General features: G+C 61.1%; 1 protein-coding gene. It reads right to left on the reverse strand.

Translation table 11 applies throughout. The features are described 5' to 3' along the window. On the reverse strand, positions 1-1,191 hold the full coding sequence (gene tuf, locus RT688_RS23785; protein ID WP_312554551.1) for an elongation factor Tu: 1,191 nt from the start codon (positions 1,189-1,191) through the stop codon (positions 1-3). Positions 1,192-1,193 lie beyond the last annotated feature (2 nt).

Below are 1,193 nucleotides of genomic sequence, written 5' to 3' on the forward strand. Positions count from 1 at the left end.
TTAGGCGATGATCTTGGCAACCACGCCGGCGCCGACGGTACGGCCGCCTTCGCGGATTGCGAAGCGCAGGCCTTCTTCCATCGCGATCGGGTTGATCAGCTTGACGGTGATCGACACGTTATCGCCTGGCATGACCATTTCCTTGTCCGCTGGCAGCTCGATCGAGCCGGTCACGTCGGTGGTACGGAAGTAGAACTGCGGACGGTAGTTGTTGAAGAACGGGGTGTGACGGCCACCTTCGTCTTTCGACAGCACGTAGATCTCGCCGGTGAAGTGGTTGTGCGGCTTGATCGAGCCCGGCTTGGCCAGAACCTGGCCGCGCTGGACGTCTTCACGCTTGGTGCCGCGCAGCAGCAGACCGACGTTGTCGCCTGCCTGACCCTGGTCCAGCAGCTTGCGGAACATTTCCACGCCGGTGCAGGTGGTCTTGACGGTATCGGTGATGCCGACGATTTCGATTTCTTCGCCGACCTTGATGATGCCGCGCTCGACACGACCGGTCACGACGGTACCACGACCCGAGATCGAGAACACGTCTTCGACTGGCATCAGGAAGGCGCCGTCAACAGCGCGCTCTGGCGTCGGGATGTAGGTGTCCAGGGCTTCTGCCAGGCGGATGATGCACTCTTCGCCCATTTCGCCAGGCTGGCCTTCCAGGGCCATACGTGCCGAACCTTTGATGATCGGCAGGTCGTCGCCAGGGAACTCGTACTTCGACAGGAGTTCGCGGACTTCCATTTCGACCAGTTCCAGCAGTTCTGCGTCGTCGACCAGGTCGCACTTGTTCAGGAACACGATGATGTACGGAACGCCAACCTGACGCGCCAGCAGGATGTGCTCGCGGGTCTGCGGCATCGGGCCGTCAGCGGCCGAGCACACCAGGATCGCGCCGTCCATCTGGGCGGCACCGGTAATCATGTTCTTGATGTAGTCGGCGTGGCCTGGGCAGTCGACGTGCGCGTAGTGACGCGATTCGGTTTCGTACTCGACGTGCGCGGTGTTGATGGTGATGCCGCGTGCCTTCTCTTCCGGAGCCGCGTCGATCTGGTCGTACGCCTTGGCTTCGCCGCCGAACTTCTTCGACAGAACGGTTGCGATTGCAGCCGTCAGGGTGGTTTTGCCGTGGTCAACGTGACCGATGGTGCCGACGTTGACGTGCGGCTTGGTCCGTTCGAATTTACCTTTTGCCATTT

It is taken from the genome of Massilia sp. (genome assembly GCF_032106685.1).
Lineage (GTDB): Bacteria > Pseudomonadota > Gammaproteobacteria > Burkholderiales > Burkholderiaceae_D > Telluria.

Bases quoted from the DNA above. Each gene is read 5' to 3' on its own strand.
- tuf (WP_312554551.1), bottom strand. From the start codon at position 1,191: ATGGCAAAAGGTAAATTCGAACGGACCAAGCCGCACGTCAACGTCGGC.